Source organism: Streptomyces sp. NPDC005955 (genome assembly GCF_042871255.1).
Taxonomy (GTDB): domain Bacteria; phylum Actinomycetota; class Actinomycetes; order Streptomycetales; family Streptomycetaceae; genus Streptomyces.
In genome coordinates this window covers 85,006-101,346 of sequence record NZ_JBIAIF010000019.1, presented here as the reverse complement: position 1 = coordinate 101,346, position 16,341 = coordinate 85,006, and the positions used below count along the sequence as shown (strand labels likewise).

14 protein-coding genes and 1 riboswitch are annotated in these 16,341 nt (G+C 72.6%); of the genes, 8 read left to right on the top strand and 6 right to left on the bottom strand.

Features of this window, described 5'->3' with window-relative positions:
• The first annotated feature begins 513 nt into the window (after positions 1-513).
• From ACFYOU_RS31575 to ACFYOU_RS31550, 6 genes are all read left to right on the top strand, one after another.
• Entirely contained in the window at positions 514-1,434 is a 921-nt protein-coding gene (locus ACFYOU_RS31575; protein ID WP_391310489.1) for a restriction endonuclease, read from the top strand.
• A 109-nt stretch (positions 1,435-1,543) separates the two neighbouring features.
• Positions 1,544-1,828, top strand: coding sequence for a hypothetical protein (locus tag ACFYOU_RS31570; RefSeq protein WP_391310487.1), 285 nt, complete (start codon positions 1,544-1,546; stop codon positions 1,826-1,828).
• A gap of 246 nt (positions 1,829-2,074) precedes the next feature.
• Positions 2,075-3,181 carry a 23S rRNA (adenine(2503)-C(2))-methyltransferase RlmN gene (rlmN, locus tag ACFYOU_RS31565; protein ID WP_385491585.1) on the top strand — a complete coding sequence of 369 codons (1,107 nt, stop codon included), beginning with the start codon at positions 2,075-2,077 and terminating at the stop codon, positions 3,179-3,181.
• Positions 3,182-3,271: 90 nt separating this feature from the next.
• Positions 3,272-3,392, top strand: a riboswitch (TPP riboswitch).
• Between the two features lie 85 nt (positions 3,393-3,477).
• Positions 3,478-4,566: a thiamine ABC transporter substrate-binding protein gene (locus tag ACFYOU_RS31560; protein ID WP_391310484.1), complete on the top strand. Its 1,089-nt coding sequence runs from the start codon at positions 3,478-3,480 to the stop codon at positions 4,564-4,566.
• 164 nt (positions 4,567-4,730) lie between these two features.
• Positions 4,731-6,341, top strand: coding sequence for an ABC transporter permease subunit (locus ACFYOU_RS31555; protein ID WP_391310516.1), 1,611 nt, complete (start codon positions 4,731-4,733; stop codon positions 6,339-6,341).
• Positions 6,341-7,444 (top strand): ATP-binding cassette domain-containing protein, encoded by a 1,104-nt coding sequence (locus tag ACFYOU_RS31550; protein ID WP_391310482.1) that lies wholly within the window; start codon positions 6,341-6,343, stop codon positions 7,442-7,444. The genes ACFYOU_RS31555 and ACFYOU_RS31550 overlap by 1 nt, the downstream gene beginning before the upstream one ends.
• A 30-nt stretch (positions 7,445-7,474) precedes the next feature.
• Here the strand turns inward: ACFYOU_RS31550 and ACFYOU_RS31545 are convergent, their stop codons facing one another.
• Positions 7,475-7,882 carry a VOC family protein gene (locus ACFYOU_RS31545; protein WP_391310480.1) on the bottom strand — a complete coding sequence of 136 codons (408 nt, stop codon included), beginning with the start codon at positions 7,880-7,882 and terminating at the stop codon, positions 7,475-7,477.
• A gap of 303 nt (positions 7,883-8,185) precedes the next feature.
• Between ACFYOU_RS31545 and ACFYOU_RS31540 the strand changes: the two genes are divergently transcribed.
• Positions 8,186-9,349 (top strand): serine hydrolase, encoded by a 1,164-nt coding sequence (locus ACFYOU_RS31540; protein WP_391310478.1) that lies wholly within the window; start codon positions 8,186-8,188, stop codon positions 9,347-9,349.
• Positions 9,350-9,378: 29 nt separating this feature from the next.
• Here the strand turns inward: ACFYOU_RS31540 and ACFYOU_RS31535 are convergent, their stop codons facing one another.
• From ACFYOU_RS31535 to ACFYOU_RS31520, 4 genes are all read right to left on the bottom strand, one after another.
• The gene (locus tag ACFYOU_RS31535) at positions 9,379-10,596 is read right to left on the bottom strand and encodes a hypothetical protein (RefSeq protein ID WP_391310476.1); all 1,218 of its coding nucleotides are present in this window, start codon (positions 10,594-10,596) and stop codon (positions 9,379-9,381) included.
• A complete protein-coding gene (locus ACFYOU_RS31530) occupies positions 10,578-11,333 on the bottom strand; it encodes an ATP-binding cassette domain-containing protein (RefSeq protein WP_391310473.1) in 756 nt (251 codons plus the stop codon). The genes ACFYOU_RS31535 and ACFYOU_RS31530 overlap by 19 nt, the downstream gene beginning before the upstream one ends.
• Before the next feature lie 188 nt (positions 11,334-11,521).
• Positions 11,522-12,916, bottom strand: a complete 1,395-nt coding sequence (locus ACFYOU_RS31525) for an aspartate aminotransferase family protein (protein WP_391310471.1) — start codon at positions 12,914-12,916, stop codon at positions 11,522-11,524.
• Entirely contained in the window at positions 12,901-13,398 is a 498-nt protein-coding gene (locus ACFYOU_RS31520) for an Lrp/AsnC family transcriptional regulator (RefSeq protein ID WP_387002025.1), read from the bottom strand. Before ACFYOU_RS31520 ends, ACFYOU_RS31525 begins: the two co-directional genes overlap by 16 nt.
• A gap of 197 nt (positions 13,399-13,595) precedes the next feature.
• Here ACFYOU_RS31520 and ACFYOU_RS31515 point away from each other — a divergent pair, with 197 nt between their 5' ends.
• Complete coding sequence (locus ACFYOU_RS31515; protein ID WP_391310468.1) at positions 13,596-15,035, top strand: aminobutyraldehyde dehydrogenase; 1,440 nt, start codon at positions 13,596-13,598, stop codon at positions 15,033-15,035.
• 57 nt (positions 15,036-15,092) lie between these two features.
• Here the strand turns inward: ACFYOU_RS31515 and ACFYOU_RS31510 are convergent, their stop codons facing one another.
• Positions 15,093-16,259, bottom strand: a complete 1,167-nt coding sequence (locus ACFYOU_RS31510; RefSeq protein ID WP_391310466.1) for a serine hydrolase — start codon at positions 16,257-16,259, stop codon at positions 15,093-15,095.
• Positions 16,260-16,341 lie beyond the last annotated feature (82 nt).

Below are 16,341 nucleotides of genomic sequence, written 5' to 3'. Positions count from 1 at the left end.
CGGGGGCTCAGCGCTTCTTGGTCCGCCGCCGTTGCGGGGGCGTCCAGGGCCCTCGGTGGAGCTGGCAGCGGGAGTAGCCGACCATCGCCGGGTTCCTGCACGGTTTCCCCGTAGCGGTCTGCGTCGATCCGCACTTGATCTGGTAGCCCACCTCGTCCTCCCCTGTTCCTTCCCGGTGCCCTTCGGGTTCCGTCGAGTCCTCGTCCGGTTCCCGTGGGTCCTGTTGGTGTGCGACGGACGAATCGTCGGTCAGCGGGCCGGGTGCTCGGGGCCCTTTGCTCCCCGTGGTCCGGATTTCGGGCCCTTGCGACTGGATCCGGGCGCTCCGTTCGCTCCGCAGTGCGAACGGCCGGTGGAGGGAGCCGGAGTGGCAGCGGTCCCGTCCCGTAGGGTTGGCCGAACCTGGCTGCGTAGTTCGAGTGGACATACTTTAAGCGAGAGGGAAGCGCCTTCGTATAGCCTAGGGTTTTAGGTGGTCCTCTGGACCTAAACGCATGGAGGGTGGCCCGCAGGATGGCAACGGACACGGCGACCGACTGGGACATCGCCGTCGGTGACGTCCTCAAGCGCGTCGAGCTGCACGAGCGCTACGGAGGGCGTCGACAGGGCGGGATCGGGCCCTCCCGGGTGTCCGCCAACGTCTTCTGCTTCACGGACCCGGTGAAGGGCCACAAACACGGCTACTTCGACGGCTGGGGCGACGACGGCTGTTACCACTACGCCGGCGAGGGCCAACTCGGCGACCAGAAGATGAGCCAGGGCAACCTGGCCATCCTGAAGCACCGGGACGAGGGCCGGGCCCTGCGCCTCTTCAAGGGCCTCGGCTCGGGCATGTGCCAGTACCTCGGGGAGTTCGTGCTGCCCGAGGAGCGGCCCTGGTACCGCACCGAGGCGCCGGAGACGAACGACGGACCGGTCCGCAGCGTCATCATGTTCCGCTTGCAGCCGCTCACGGCGGCCCCGCCCGCCGGTTCCCAGCTTCCGCACACCCCCGAGGACAGCCCCCGGGTGGAGGCGCTGGAGGTGGAGGCGCAGTACACCGAGCGGATGTGGGTCGAGCCCTCCCGCGAACCGTACGAGGCCGAGCGGGCCGAGGCGAAACTGGTCCTGGGGTACGCCGACCACCTCCGGCTGCTGGGCCACGAGACGACGCGGCACCGGATCGCACCGACCGGCGTCGCCAAGTGGCTGCTGACCGACCTCTACGACGTCACGGCCAACCGGCTCTACGAGGCCAAGGGTTCGGTCGGGCGGAGCGCCGTCCGGATGGCCGTCGGTCAACTCCTGGACTACGCCCGCTTCCTCCCCGAGCCGGAGCTGGCGCTGCTGGTGCCCTCCCGCCCGGAGGACGACCTGCTCGACCTGTGCGCCGGGCTGAAGATCGTCGTCGTCTGGCCGGAAGGAGACGGATACGCGTCCACCGGCGCGGCCTGACCGCGGGCACCCGACGGTGCCCCCACACGAAGCAGGCCACCCGCGGCGCCTGGTAACGAAGCGGGTGGCCCGTGCTCACCGTCCTCGGAGGAACAGGAGCAGTCCAAGTATGTCCGAAAACCCGGAGGGGCGAGCAGCCCTGCTCGCACGGGCCGCGATGTTCGGCAGTGCGTTGTCGGCCGGCGTGGTCCTCGTCCTCGCCGGCGGCGCGACGCCGGTGGAGGCATCGGCCTACGTCGCCCCCTTCCTGATGTTCCTGCACCGCGGCGCCCCCGTGCCCGGAGCGCGCAGCACCGGCCGCCGGCAGGTGCCGCGCGCCGGCGGGCCCCCGTCAGTGGAAACGGCCCGGGAGCGCGTAGGCGGGCCCCCGTCGCCGGAATCGGCCCGGGAGTAGCGCCGGGGCCGCCCGCACCCCCGTGCGGGCGGCCCGTCCGGTGCGGGTGCCGCTGTGACGCGCGGCACCGTGCCCGGTCCCCGTCGCCGCCGGCACGGGCCGTCGCACGGTGCCCCCGGCCGCGACCACCAGCGCGAACGCGCCGGGCACCGGGTCGCCCGCCGTCGACGGGGGCGGTCGGTGCCGGCCCCCGCCGCCGGCGACGCACCCGGGCCACCGGCTCGCGTCTGCGACACTGGAGGCACCATGCCCAAGCCCGGAGAACTCACTTTCGTCGCCCCGCGCGGAGCCAAGAAGCCCCCGCGGCACCTCGCCGACCTCTCGCCCGCCGAGCGCAAGGAAGCCGTCGCCGCCATCGGCGAGAAGCCGTTCCGCGCCAAGCAGCTCTCGCAGCACTACTTCGCGCGGTACGTCCACGACCCCGCCCAGTGGACGGACATCCCGGCCGGCGCGCGCGACCGGTTGCAGGAGGCCCTCCTCCCGGACCTGATGTCCGTGGTGCGGCACATCAGCTGCGACGACGACACCACCCGCAAGACGCTGTGGCGCCTGTTCGACGGCACCCTCGTGGAGTCGGTGCTGATGCGGTACCCGGACCGGGTCACCATGTGCATCAGCTCCCAGGCCGGCTGCGGAATGAACTGCCCCTTCTGCGCCACCGGCCAGGCGGGGCTGGACCGCAACCTGTCGACGGCCGAGATCGTGCACCAGATCGTGGACGGCATGCGCGCGCTGCGGGACGGGGAGATCCCCGGCGGCCCGGCGCGCCTGTCGAACATCGTGTTCATGGGCATGGGCGAGCCGCTGGCCAACTACAACCGCGTCGTGGGGGCGATCCGTCGCCTCACCGACCCGGAGCCGGACGGCCTCGGCCTGTCCCAGCGCGGGATCACGGTGTCGACGGTCGGGCTCGTGCCCGCGATCCGCCGGTTCACCGACGAGGGCTTCAAGTGCCGGCTCGCGATCTCCCTGCACGCGCCCGACGACGAGCTGCGCGACACCCTCGTCCCGGTCAACACGCGCTGGAAGGTCCGGGAGGTCCTCGACGCGGGCTGGGAGTACACCGAGCGGTCCGGTCGGCGACTGTCCATCGAGTACGCCCTGATCCGGGACATCAACGACCAGGCGTGGCGCGGTGACCTGCTGGGTCGACTGCTCAAGAACAAGCGGGTGCACGTCAACCTCATCCCGCTCAACCCGACGCCCGGCTCCAAGTGGACCGCGTCCCGTCCCGAGGACGAGAAGGCGTTCGTGGAGGCCATCGCGGCGCACGGGGTGGCCGTGACCGTCCGGGACACCCGGGGGCAGGAGATCGACGGGGCCTGTGGACAGCTGGCGGCATCCGAACGCTAGAGCGGTACTCTTGTCCCGAACGCCCGCATAGCGTCTTGTGCGCAGCGAGCGGTTCGAGCCATTCGCAGCACGTTCACGACAGACAACTGCATTTTCCGACAGGGGAGCGCCACAGCGCTGAGAGTGCGGCAGCCGGGTCACACCGGCGGGCCGCAGACCCTCTGAACCTCGCCCGGGTCATTCCGGGTAGGAAGTTCGGTCACCACTCAAGCTGTTGCGCCCTGCCCGCGCTCCCGCCCCGGGGGCCGCGGGCGGGGCCGCGTCTCTTCCTGGTCCGCTCCAGGAGGAACCACCACGTGAGCACCACCAAGAAGGCCACCGCCGTCGCCCTCGCGGCCGGGCTGGGCCTCGTCACCCTCTCCGGCTGTGCCGAGAGCGGCGACGACGGGCACGGCAGCGGGTCCAAGACGGTCACCCTGGTCAGCCACAGCTCCTTCGCCGCCTCCGAAGAGGTGCTGGAGGAGTTCGAGAAGGAGTCCGGCTACACGCTCAAGGTCCTGGAGGACGGGGACGCGGGCGTCGCCGTCAACAAGGCCATCCTGACCAAGGGCAATCCGCAGGGCGACGTGTTCTTCGGCATCGACAACACGCTGCTCTCCCGCGGCCTCGACAACGAGCTCTTCACGCCCTACGAGGCGGCGGGCGCGGACAGCGTCCGGCTCCCGAAGCGGCCGCTGCTCGACAAGCAGGACCGGGTCACCCTCGTCGACACCGGCGAGATATGCGTCAACTACGACAAGAAGTACTTCGCGGACAAGGGCGTGACCCCGCCGGAGACCTTCGACGACCTGGTGAAGCCGGCGTACAAGGACCTCCTCGTGGTGGAGAACCCGGCCACCTCCTCGCCCGGCCTCGGCTTCCTCATGGGCACCGTCGCCCAGCAGGGCGGCGCCGCGTGGCCCGACTACTGGAAGAAGCTGAAGGACAACGGCGTCAAGGTCGTGGACGGCTGGGACCAGGCGTACAACGAGGAGTTCTCCGGCTCCGCCGGCGGCAAGAAGGCCGGCGGCGACCGTCCGCTCGTCGTCTCGTACGCCTCCTCCCCGCCCGTCGAGGCGATCTACTCCGACCCCAAGCCCGCCGAGGCGCCGACCGGCGTCTCCACCGGCACCTGTTTCCAGCAGGCGGAGTACGCGGGCCTGCTCGCGGGTGCGAAGAACCCGGAGGGCGGCAAGGCCCTGCTGGACTTCCTGAGCGAGCGCACCTTCCAGGCGGACATGCCGCTGAACATGTTCGTGGACCCCGTGCACAAGGACGTCAAGGTCCCCGCGGACTTCGCCCGGTACGCGGTGGAGGTGCCCTCGCCGCTGACGATGGACCCGCAGCGGATCGCCGACCACCGTGACCAGTGGGTCAAGCAGTGGACCTCGCTCGTAGTGAAGTAGGCCGCGCGGCCGACGGCCCCCGCCCCGGCGACCCGCTCGGGTCGGGGGCGGCGGCCGGCGCGGGCCCCGGGCGCACCGACGCCCCCGGACCCGCCGCCCCGGGCGCCCGGACGGGCGGCGCCGCCCGGTCGGACCGCAGGGGCGCTCTGCTGCGCTGCGCGCTGATGGCGCTGCCGGCGGTGTTCTTCGCGGTGTTCTTCGCCTACCCGGTGACCGCGATCGTGGCCCGCGGGCTGCGGCCGGAGGGCGTCTGGCAACTCGGGGCGATCGGGGAGGTCCTGGCCCGCCCGGAGATCCGCGAGGTGCTGTGGTTCACCACCTGGCAGGCCCTCGCCTCGACGGCGGGAACCCTGCTGATCGCGCTGCCCGGCGCCTACGTCTTCGCGCGGTTCGCCTTCCCCGGCAAGCAGGTGCTGCGGGCCGTGGTCACCGTGCCCTTCGTGCTGCCCACCGTCGTGGCCGGCTCGGCGTTCCTCGCCCTCCTCGGCCGCGGCGGTCTGCTGGACCGGGCGGCCGGCGTACGGCTCGACACCACCGTGTGGGCGATCCTGCTGGCGCACGTCTTCTTCAACTACGCGGTCGTGGTGCGCACCGTGGGCGGACTCTGGGCCCAACTCGACCCGCGGCAGGAGGAAGCCGCCCGGGTGCTCGGCGCCTCCCGGTTCGCCGCCTGGCGGACGGTGACCCTGCCGGCGCTGCGGCCCGCCGTCGCGGGAGCCACGCTGATGGTGTTCCTGTTCACCTTCACCTCCTTCGGCGTGGTCCAGATCCTCGGCGGCCCCGCGTTCTCCACCCTGGAGGTGGAGATCTACCGGCAGACCTCCCAGATCTTCGACCTCTCCAGCGCGGCCGTGCTCACCCTCGTGCAGTTCGTCGCCGTCGGCCTGATCCTCGCCGTCCACGCCTGGAGCGTGCGCCGCCGGGAGCACGGGCTGCGGCTGGTCGACCCCTCGGTCACCGCACGCCGCCCGCGCGGTGCGGGGCAGTGGGCCCTGCTCGCCGTGGTGCTGGCCACCGTCGCCGCGCTGATCGTGCTGCCCCTCGGGGTGTTGGTGGCCCGCTCCTTCCAGGACACCGAAGGGGCCTTCACCCTCACCTACTACCGGTCGCTCACCTCCGCCGAGGGCGGTGCGTTCCTCGTACCGCCCATCAACGCCATCGGCAACTCCCTGCTGTACGCGCTCGCCGCCACCGCCATCGCCCTGGTCGTCGGGGGGCTCGCCGCCGCCGCACTGACCCGGCGCGCGGGGCGCCTGGTGCGCGGTTTCGACGCGCTGCTCATGCTGCCGCTCGGGGTGTCCGCGGTCACCGTCGGCTTCGGGTTCCTGATCACCCTGGACGAGCCGCCGCTCGACCTGCGGGCCTCCTGGTGGCTGGTGCCGCTGGCGCAGGCCCTGGTCGGGGTGCCGTTCGTGGTGCGGACGATGCTGCCCGTCCTCAGGTCCGTCGACGGGCGGCTGCGCGAGGCGGCGGCCGTGCTGGGCGCCTCGCCGTGGCGGGCCTGGCGCGAGGTGGACCTGCCCCTGGTGCGGCGGGCGCTGCTGATCGCCGCCGGGTTCGCCTTCGCCGTCTCGCTGGGCGAGTTCGGCGCCACGGTGTTCATCGCCCGCCCCGACGAACCGACCCTGCCCGTCGCCGTCGCCCGACTCCTCGGCCGCGCCGGGGAACTCAACTACGGCCAGGCCATGGCCCTCTCGACCCTCCTGATGGTGGTGTGCGCCGTGTCCCTGCTGCTCCTCGAACGCCTCCGTACCGATCACGCGGGGGAGTTCTGATGACCGCGAACCCGGCCACCGACGCCGCCACCACCGCCGACACCACCACGGCCCGCACCGGCACCGGAACGGACACCGAAGCGGCTCTGCGGCTGGACGGTGCGACCGTGCGCTTCGGCGCCCGCGCCGCGCTGGACGCGGTGTCGCTGGACGTCGCCGAGCACGAGGTCGTCTGCGTGCTCGGCCCCAGCGGCAGCGGCAAGTCCACGCTGCTGCGGGCGGTCGCCGGGCTCCAGGACCTCGACGCGGGACGGGTGCTGCTCGGCGGCCGGGACCGGACGGGGACGCCGGCGCACCAGCGGGGCGTGGGCCTGATGTTCCAGGACCACCAACTGTTCGCCCACCGCGACGTCGGCGCCAACGTCGCCTTCGGCCTGCGGATGCACGGGGCCCCACGGGCCGAGCAGGAGGCCCGGGTGGCGGAACTGCTGACCCTGGTGGGACTGCCCGGCGCGGCCCGGCGGGCCGTCGCCTCGCTGTCCGGCGGGGAGCAACAGCGGGTGGCCCTCGCCCGGGCCCTCGCGCCCCGCCCCCGGCTGCTGCTGCTCGACGAGCCGCTGGGCCAACTCGACCGCACCCTGCGCGAACGGCTCGTCGTGGAACTGCGGGAACTCTTCGGCGCCCTGGGCACCACCGTGCTCGCGGTCACCCACGACCAGGGCGAGGCGTTCGCGCTCGCCGACCGGGTGGTGGTGATGCGGGACGGCCGGGTCGCCCAGACGGGCAGCCCGCTCGACGTCTGGCAGCGCCCGGCGGACGAGTTCGTGGCCCGCTTCCTCGGCTTCGACAACATCGTGGCGGGCGTCGTGAGCGGCGGCACGGTGCGCACCGCCTGGGGCGAGCTGACCGTGCCCGCAGGGACGCCGGCGGGGGAGCGGCTGGTCCTGGTCCGCCCGGCGGGGGTGCGGCTGGTGGGGCCGGACGCCGGATTGCCCTGCGCGGTGACCGCCCGGACCTTCCGCGGCACCCATGTCGCGCTGCGCCTCCAGCCGGCGGGAGGGGCGCCCCCGTTGGAGGCCGCGTGCGGGCTGCGGGACGCACCCGAGCCCGGGCGGCGGGTCGGGGTGGAGTTCGATCCGGCGGAGACGGTCGTCCTGGGCTGACCCGGCGACGGCCGGTTCCCCCGGTCGGGGTCAGCCGGCGATGGCCGCCGGGTCCATCCAGACGATCTCCCAGGTGTGACCGTCCAGGTCGTCGAAGGAGCGGCCGTACATGAACCCGTGGTCCTGGGTGTCGCCCGCCGGGGTGGCGCCCAGGGAGAACGCGGTGTCGACCAGTTCGTCGACCTTCGCGCGGCTCTCGGCGCTCAGCGCCAGCAGCACCTGGCTGGACTTCGTGGCGTCCGCGATGGGCTTCTTGGCGAAGTCGGCGTACCGCTCGTGGTCGAGCAGCATCACCACGATCGTGTCGCTGACCACCACGGAGGCGGTGTGGTCGTCGGAGAACGCCGGGTTCAGCTCGTAGCCCAATCCGGTGAAGAACTCCTTGGAGGCCGCCAGGTCGGCGACGGGGAGGTTCGGGAAGATCATCTGCTGGTACACGGGGTCCTCTTTCCTGACGGGGGCGTGGTGCCGGCGGCTTCCTCCGTCCACCGTGGACCGCCCGGGAGTGCCGGGCGCGGCGGCGGGCCGTTCAATGAGAAGCGGCGGGCCGTTCAACGAGTAGACGAGGGAGCCGCACGGAACTCATCGCCGCCGCGCGAATTTCCTCGTACGAATGCGCGGACCATCCCTCGGAAGGGTGAATGCTGATGTTCCGATGATTCCGGGCCGTTCCGGGAGTCCCCCTTGCGGACCCGCCCCGGCACCCGGCCCGGGGCGCGGCCACGAACCGAAAGGCACAGCATGTCCGACACCAGCACCGATCTGGGCGGTCTCCTCCGGGCCGGGGTCGCCGACGGTGCGGTCCCGGGCGCCGTGGCCCTGGTCGCCCGCCCCGGACGGACCGAGATCGCGGTCGTCGGCGCGGCGGACACCGGGGGCACCACGCCGATGGCCAGGGACAGCATCTTCCGCATCGCCTCGCTCACCAAGGTGGTCACGGCCGCCGCCGTGCTGACCCTGGTGGAGGACGGCACGCTGGCTCCGGAGGACCCCGTCGACCGGTGGCTGCCCGAACTGTCGTCCCCCGTCGTCGTCCGGGACCCGTACGGTCCGGTGGACGACGTGGTGCCCGCGGACCGCCCCCTCACGGTGGGCGACCTGCTCACCTCCCGCGCCGGGTACGGCTTCCCCGCCGACTTCGACCTGCCGGCCGTCGTCCCCCTGCTCACCGAACTGCGCCAGGGGCCGCCGCGCCCGGACCTCACGCTCACCCCCGACGAGTGGACGGCGACCCTGGCCCGGGTGCCGCTGCTGGCCCAGCCCGGTGCGCAGTGGCTGTACAACACCACCTCCGACCTCCAGGGCGTGCTGGTCGCCCGGGCCGCGGACCGCCCGCTGCCGGAGTACCTGGCCCAGCGGCTGTTCGAGCCGCTGGGGATGACCGACACGGGCTTCCACGTACCGCCCGCCAAGCTCGACCGCTTCACCAGCCAGTACCGGCCCGCCGGCGGGGGCGCGCTCGACCTGGTGGACGCCCCCGACGGGGCGTGGAGCCGTCCGCCGTCCTTCCCGTCCGGTGCCGGGGGTCTCGTCTCCACCCTCGACGACTGGTGGGCGCTGTACCGGATGCTGCTCGCCGACGGAGCGGGCGCCGACGGCCGCCGGGTGCTCGCCCCGGAGTCGGTGCGCCGAATGCGCACCGACCACCTGACCCCGGCCCAGCGCGAGGCCGGCGCCCTCTTCCTCGAAGGCCAGGGCTGGGGGTACGGGGGCGCCGTCGACGTCCTGGCCGTCGACCCGTGGAACGTGCCGGGCCGCTACGGCTGGACGGGCGGCACGGGCACCACCGCGCACCTGGTGCCCGCCACCGGCACCGTCGCGATCCTGCTGACCCAGGTGGAGCTGGCCGGACCGCAGCCCCCGACGCTGATGCGGGACTTCTGGGCGTACGCGCAGCAGGGCTGAGGCGCCGCCGGGGCGGGTGTGCCAGCAGGTCAGCGGTCCAGCGGGGCCGCGGCGAGCGCCGCGACCGCCCAGGTCAACGGGCCGAACAGCAGGCACAGGGCGGCGACGCGCAGCAGGGCCGCCGCCCGCAGGGCCGCGGCCGGTGCCCCTTGCCGCAGCAGGGCCGCGGTGGTCCGCGACCTCGCCTGCCGGGCCTCGACCGCGGCCAGGGCGAGCGCGGCGACCGCGCACCCCACGACCAGGCCCGCGCCCAGCACGCTCAGCGGACCGGTGTCGGGTTCGGAACCGGTGTACAGCGTGGCCGCCGCGTAGGCGCCCGCCGCGACCGCGCACACCACCCCGAGGGGCCGGCCGATCCGGTGGGCCTCGCGCTGGAGCACGCGCCCGGCCAGCAGCCGCACCGCCCCGGGCCGCACGGCCTGGAGGGCCCGTCCGCACAGGTAGGTCATCCCGGGCCCGGCGAGCGCCAGCCCGACCGCGGTGAGGGCCCACCCGACGAGCACGCTCAGCGAACCGCCCGCCAGTCCGCCCGGTAGCCGCAGCCCCGGTGCGGGGCCCGGTCCGCCGGCGTACGACTCGACGGCGAGGCCCGCCGCGAGCAGGGCGATCCCCCAGGGCAGCCCGGCGGGCGTCGCCGGCGCGGCCGGCGGGAGGTCGGCGTCGTCGAGGAGGTCCTCCGGGTCGCGTCCGACCGGTCGGCCGGAGCCGCCACCGGCTCCCGTGCCCGGCTCGACGGAGGTCCTGGGCCGCAGCGACAGCACGGCGGCGCCGGACGCGGTCACCGGGACCAGGGCGAGCAGCGTCAGGATCGCCGCGAGGGGCAGCTCACGGTCGGCGGCGAGCAGTTCGGAGGCCCCGCCGGCGAACGGCAGGAACCCGAGGTCCCCGCGCAGGTACAGGAAGAGCAGCAGCGCGGCGAGGGCGCCGGCGGTGCTGGCGCCGGCCGTCGACACCGCGGCGAACACCGCGCGCCGCGCCGGGCCGAGGCCCACCGCGGACAGTCCCCGGCGCGGTCGGGTGGCGGGGTCGGTGCGGGCCACCGCCAGCGCCAGGTACGCGGTCGCCGCGAGGGGCGCCGCGCACCAGGCGAGCCGCAGGGAGGAGCCGACGGCGGCCCCGGGGTGGCCGAGCGCGTAGCCGAAGGTGCACAGCAGCAGCAGGGCGGTGCCCGTCGAGGCGGCGGTGACGAGGAGTCGGCGGGCCTGGACGGAGGGGCTGGCGCCGCGCGCTAGACGGAGAGCGAGCACGCGGCCCGGCCTTCCGTCGCACCGTCGGGCAGGCCGACCGGGCCGGACAGCCGTCCGTCGACCAGGGACACCGTCCGGTCGGCGAGGGCCGCGGTGTCCGGGTCGTGGGAGGCCAGGACGACGGTGATGCCGTGCGACCGGGCGGCCGTGGTGAGGGTGCGCAGCAGATGGGCCCGGTCGGCGCCGTGCAGGGCGGCGGTCGGCTCGTCGGCGAAGACCACGGACGGCTCGCCGATCAGGGCCCGGGCGAACGCCACCCGCTGGCGCCCGGCCCTGAGCAGGGCGTGCGGGCGCTTGCGGGCCTGGTCGGCGACGTCCAACCGGGCCAGCCACTCCAGTGCGGCGGCCTTCGCCGTGCGGCGGGGGACCCCGGTCAGCATCAGCGGCAGGGCGACGTTCTCCCAGGCGTTCAGCTCCGGCACGAGGCCGGGTTCCGCCTCCACCCAGCCGAACCGGTCGCGGCGCAGTCGTTCGCGGGCGGCCGGGCCGAGCGTGTGCACGGGGACGCTGTTGAACCACACCTCGCCGCCGCGTCGGGGGAGCAACTGCCCGGACAGCAGCCGCAGCAGGGTGGACTTCCCGCTGCCGCGGGGTCCGGTCACGGCGAGGATCTCGCCCTCGCGGACCCCCAACGAGACGCCCGTGAGCGCGGGCGAGCCGTGGTACGAGAAGCTCAGGGAGCGGGCCCGGAGCGCGTCGCTGTCCGGCGGGGCCGACGGGGGCGACTGGGGCGTCATGCGGCGTGCACCTCGGTTCAGTTCCGTTCCGTCCCCCGTACGGGGGAACGAAGCCCGGGCCGATCGGTCACTGGGCACCGTAGGCAGGACCGCCGCCGCTCCCCGGAAAGCACACGGCCCGGCCGCGCCCTTCTCACTCGGAAGGGTGCGCCCGGGCCGTGTTCACGTCCGGCTGGGGGTGCCGTGACCTACAGGAGGGTCCACGCCTCCTGGAGGACGCCGCGGATGATCTGCTCCATCTCGTCGAAGGTCGACTGGTCGGAGGTCAGCGGCGGGGACAGCTGGATGACCGGGTCGCCACGGTCGTCGGCGCGGCAGTAGAGGCCGTTCTCGAAGAGCTTCTTGGAGACGTGGCCGTAGAGGATGCGCTCGGACTCCTCGTCGTTGAAGGACTCCTTGGTGGCCTTGTCCTTCACCAGCTCGATGCCGTAGAAGTAGCCGCTGCCGCGGACGTCACCGACGATCGGCAGGTCGTTCAGCTTCTGGAGCGTGGACAGGAACGCGGCCTCGTTGTCGAGGACGTGCTGGTTGAGGTTCTCGCGCTCGAACAGGTCGAGGTTGGCGAGGCCGACGGCCGCGGAGACCGGGTGGCCGCCGAAGGTGTAGCCGTGCAGGAAGGTGTTGTCGCCCTTGTAGAACGGCTCGGCGATCCGGTCCGAGACGATGCAGGCACCGATCGGGGAGTAGCCCGAGGTCATGCCCTTGGCGCAGGTGATCATGTCCGGGACGTAGCCGAACTTCTCACAGCCGAACATCGTGCCGAGCCGGCCGAAGGCGCAGATGACCTCGTCCGAGACGAGCAGGACGTCGTACTCGTCGCAGATCTCGCGCACCCGCTGGAAGTAGCCGGGCGGGGGCGGGAAGCAGCCGCCGGCGTTCTGCACCGGCTCCAGGAAGACCGCGGCGACGGTCTCCGGGCCCTCGAAGAGGATCTGCTGCTCGATCTGGTCGGCGGCCCAGCGGCCGAACAGCTCCGGGTCGACGCCGTCGCCGTGGTCGAGGAACGAGGGCGCCCGGTAGATGTTGGTGTTCGGGACCTTGTGCGCCCCCGGTACCAGCGGCTCGAACGGCGCCTTCAGGGCGGACAGGCCGGTGATGGACAGGGCGCCCTGCGGGGTGCCGTGGTAGGCGACCGCGCGGGAGATGACCTTGTGCTTGGTGGGCTTGCCCTGGAGCTTGAAGTACTGCTTGGCGAGCTTCCAGGCGGTCTCGACGGCCTCGCCGCCGCCGGTGGTGAAGAAGACCTTGTTGAGGTCGCCCGGGGCGTAGTGGGCTATCCGCTCGGCCAGTTCGACGGCCTTCGGGTGGGCGTAGGACCACACGGGGAAGAAGGCCAGCTGCTGGGCCTGCTTGAAGGCGGTCTCCGCCAGTTCCGTGCGGCCGTGCCCGGCCTGGACGACGAACAGACCCGCGAGACCGTCCAGGTAGCGCTTGCCCTTGTCGTCGTAGATGTAGGTGCCCTCACCACGCACGATGGTGGGAACGGGCGCGTTCTCGTACGACGACATGCGCGTGAAGTGCATCCAGAGGTGGTCGTACGCGGTTCGGCTGAGGTCCTTGCTCACGGCTATCGGGTTCCCCACATATAGGTCTGCTTCTTGAGCTTCAGGTAGACGAAGCTCTCGGTGGAGCGCACCGCGGGCAGGGCCCGGATGCGTTTGTTGATCACATCGAGCAGGTGGTCGTCGTCCTCGCAGACGACCTCCACCAGGAGGTCGAACGAGCCCGCGGTCATCACCACGTACTCGACCTCCGGCATGGCGCTGAGCGCGTCGGCCACCGGGTCCAGATCGCCTTCGACGTTGATCCCGACCATCGCCTGTCTGCGGAAGCCCACGGTGAGCGGGTCCGTGACGGCGACGATCTGCATCACGCCCTGGTCGAGCAGCTTCTGGACCCGCTGGCGCACGGCCGCCTCGGAGAGGCCGACGGCCTTGCCGATCGCGGCGTACGGCCGGCGGCCGTCCTGCTGGAGCTGTTCGATGATGGCGAGGGATACGGCGTCCAGCGGGGGAGAGCCGTTCCCGTTCCGGGAGTCCCTGGGTTCTGCGCTACGACTGGCCACGTCAACCACTCTGCACGAGGTCTCGTCGCTTTAGCAAGGCCAGAGCGATGAAATTCGTTGTTATGAGCTTTCATCTGCACGGATTTCGTAGTCATCCGTGGCCAGGTATGTTGAAAGCGTCAGTCGCTGACTAGCATCGGACACAGGTGGGTGTCTCACCCACCGGACACCTGACCATCTGACTGGAGGGCCTGGCAGTGAGCACCCAGCTGCGTCGTCTGCGCAACTACATCGACGGAGAATTCCGGGACGCCACCGACGGACGGACCACCGAGGTGGTCAACCCCGCCACCGGCGAGGCGTACGCGACGGCCCCGTTGTCCGGCCAAGCGGACGTCGACGCCGCGATGGCCGCCGCCGCGGCGGCCTTCCCCGCCTGGCGGGACCTGACGCCGAGCGAACGGCAGAAGGCCCTCCTCAAGATCGCGGACGCGGTCGAGGAGCGGGGCGAGGAACTGATCGCCGCCGAGGTCGAGAACACCGGCAAGCCGATCGGTCTGACCCGCTCCGAAGAGATCCCGCCCATGGTCGACCAGATCCGGTTCTTCGCCGGCGCGGCCCGCATGCTCGAAGGCCGCTCGGCCGGCGAGTACATGGAGGGCCTGACCTCGATCGTCCGCCGCGAGCCCATCGGCGTCTGCGCCCAGGTCGCGCCCTGGAACTACCCCATGATGATGGCCGTGTGGAAGTTCGCCCCGGCGCTCGCCGCGGGCAACACCGTCGTCCTCAAGCCGTCCGACACGACCCCCGCGTCGACCGTGCTGCTCGCCGAGATCATCGGCTCCGTCGTGCCCAAGGGCGTCTTCAACGTGATCTGCGGCGACCGCGACACCGGGCGCGCCATGGTCGAGCACCCCACCCCCGCGATGGCGTCCATCACCGGTTCGGTGCGCGCCGGCATGTCCGTCGCCGAGTCCGCCTCCAAGGACCTCAAGCGGGTCCACCTGGAGCTCGGCGGCAAGGCGCCCGTCGTGGTCTTCGAGGACACCGACATCCCCAAGGCCGTCGAGGACATCTCCACCGCGGGCTTCTTCAACGCCGGCCAGGACTGTACGGCCGCCACCCGCGTCCTCGTCCACGAGTCCATCCACGACGAGTTCGTGGCCGCCCTCGCCCGGGCCGCCTCCGAGATCAAGACCGGTCAGCCCGACGACGAGGACGTCCTGTACGGGCCGCTGAACAACCCGAACCAGCTGGCGCAGGTCTCCGGGTTCATCGAGCGGCTGCCCGCGCACGCCAAGGTGGAGGCCGGCGGCCGGCGCGTCGGCGACCGGGGCTACTTCTACGCCCCCACCGTCGTCTCCGGTCTGAAGCAGGACGACGAGATCATCCAGAACGAGGTCTTCGGCCCCGTCATCACCGTCCAGTCCTTCACCGACGAGGCCCAGGCCGTCGCGTACGCCAACGGCGTCGACTACGCCCTCGCCTCCTCCGTGTGGACCAAGGACCACGCCCGCGCCATGCGGATGTCCAAGGTCCTCGACTTCGGCTGCGTGTGGATCAACACCCACATCCCGCTGGTCGCCGAGATGCCGCACGGCGGGTACAAGAAGTCCGGCTACGGCAAGGACCTCTCCGCGTACGGCTTCGACGACTACACGCGCATCAAGCACGTGATGACCTCGCTGGACGGCTGACCGTCCCGCCCCCCGGACCCCCGTGGCGTGCTCGGCACGCCGCGGGGGTCCGGCCCGTCACGGGGTGAACGCGGCCAGCCCGATGGCCAGGGCGGTGGCACTCATGGCGGGCCCCTTCGCGTCCGTGGTGGTCACCGAGTGCACCAGGGTCCGGGAGCGGTCCTCGCTCACGGCGACCATCGTGTGGTACCCGTGGCGTCCGCCCGTCTTCAGCCACACCTTCGGCCCGCCCGGCACGGGGAACAGCTGGAAGCCCGCGCTCATCGTCGCGCCGTTCGGGTCCTTCACCGCGGGCAGCGTGAACATCAGCGCCAACTGCGGCTCGGGGACCACCTTCCCCCGCACCAGCGCCTTCATCAGCCGTTCCAGGTCGGCGGTCGTGGAGATCATGTCGCCCGCCGCGAAGCGGTCGTACTGGTTCCAACGCGTCACGTCGACGTACCCGGTCGTCCCGTCCGCCTTCCGCACCTTCTGGTAGCCCCGGTTGTGCGGGCCGCGGATCTCCGGATCGCTGCCCGGCAAGTACGTGTTCCGCATCCCCAGCGGACCGAAGATCCGCCGCTGCGCCTCCCGGGCGAACGGGCGGCCCGTCACCTCCTCGACGAGCATGCCGAGGATCGTGTAGTGGATGTTCGCGTACCGCTGGGCGTCGCCCGGATCGTGCGCGGGCCCCCTGGCGACCCCCGCGGCCACCACCGCGCGGTAGTCCAGCGTCTCGAACCGCCCCGCGTACTCCTCGTCCCAGGTCTTCGGCGCAGTGGCCGCCGACTGGATGCCGCTGGTGTAGGTCAACAGGTGCCGCACGGCCACCGGTTCGAAGGTCGACGGCAACAGGTCGGGCAGGTAGCGCTGTACCGGGACGTCCAGGTCGATCCGCCCCTCGGCGGCCAGTTGGAGCACCAGCGCACTGGTGACGACCTTGGTGGTGGACCCGGCGCGGAACCGTCCGTCCCGCAGGGCCGCGCGCCCCGACTCCAGGTCCCGGACGCCCGCCGAGCCCCGCCACACCGCAGCGCCGCCCACCCGGACCTGGGCCGAGGTCGCGTCCGCGTTCGGCAGGCCGGCGACGGCCGCGCGCAGCGCCGTCCGGTTGAGGTCGTCGGGCGCCGTGGTGGCCGCGGCGGCCGGGGCGACCGGTGCGGCCGCCGCGGGCGCGGCCAGCGCACCGGAGACCAGTGCGGTGACGAGGGCGGCGGCGACGGCCGCGGAACGGGTCCGGTTCATGGTGTCCTCTGGTGACTGCTCGGTGATCGACCACCCCAGTCTCATCGGCCCGCGGTGCCCCCGCCTCGTCATCGGGGAGGGG